The 973-nt window shown below is 62.7% G+C and carries 1 protein-coding gene; it reads right to left on the bottom strand.

Features of this window, described 5'->3' with window-relative positions:
* On the bottom strand, positions 1–973 hold a 973-nt coding region (locus Q9295_RS17960), incomplete at both ends, for an adenylyl-sulfate kinase (RefSeq protein ID WP_306681961.1).

Raw genomic sequence — 973 nt, 5'->3', positions numbered from 1 at the left:
GCGATCGGCGCGCAGATCGCGATGCCGCCGTTCTTGGTGATCTCGGAGGCGACATAGCCGATCCGCTTGATGTTGATGTCGCGGTGCTCTTTCGAGAAGCCGAGTTCCGACGAGAGGTGTTTGCGCACCACATCGCCGTCAAGAAGCGTGACCGGACGGCCGCCCATCTCCATCAATTTCACCATAAGCGCATTGGCGATGGTCGATTTGCCCGAGCCGGAGAGGCCGGTGAAGAAGACCGTGAAGCCCTGTTTGGCGCGCGGCGGCGAGGTGCGGCGGAGCTCCTTCACCACCTCGGGGAAGGAGAACCATTCGGGGATTTCCAGCCCTTCGCGCAACCGGCGGCGCAGCTCGGTGCCCGAGATATCCAGCACGGTAGAGCCTTCCGGCACCTCGTCCACGGGATAATATTGGGCCTTTTCCTGCACATAGACCATCTGTTTGAAATCGACCATCTCGATGCCGATCTCGGCCTGATGCTGGGCGACCAGCTCTTGCGCATCATAGGGGCCGTAGAAATCAACGCCTTGGCTGTTCTTGCCGGGGCCGGCATGGTCGCGGCCAACGATGAAATGGGTGAGGCCATGGTTCTTGCGGATGATCGCATGCCAAAGCGCCTCACGCGGGCCGGCCATGCGCATGGCAAGGTTCAGAAGCGACAGGTGCGTGGTCGAGGCCGGGTATTGGTCCAAGACCGCCTCATAGCAGCGCACGCGGGTGAAATGGTCCACGTCGCCCGGTTTGGTCATGCCGACGACCGGGTGGATGAGGAGGTTCGCCTCGGCCATGCGGGCGGCGCGGAAGGTCAGCTCTTGGTGGGCGCGGTGCAAGGGGTTGCGGGTCTGGAAGGCCACGACCTTGCGCCAGCCCATCTTGCGGAAATAGGCGCGCAGCTCGTTCGGCGTGTCGCGGCGGGCTTTGAAATCGTAATGCACCGGCTGTTGGATGCCGGTGATCGGGCCGCCAAGATAGA

The sequence above is a fragment of the Pseudogemmobacter lacusdianii genome (assembly GCF_030848395.1).
Classification (GTDB): Bacteria; Pseudomonadota; Alphaproteobacteria; order Rhodobacterales; family Rhodobacteraceae; genus Pseudogemmobacter; species Pseudogemmobacter lacusdianii.
Note: the sequence above shows the minus strand (reverse complement) of the source record. Positions and strands in the feature narration are given on the sequence as shown.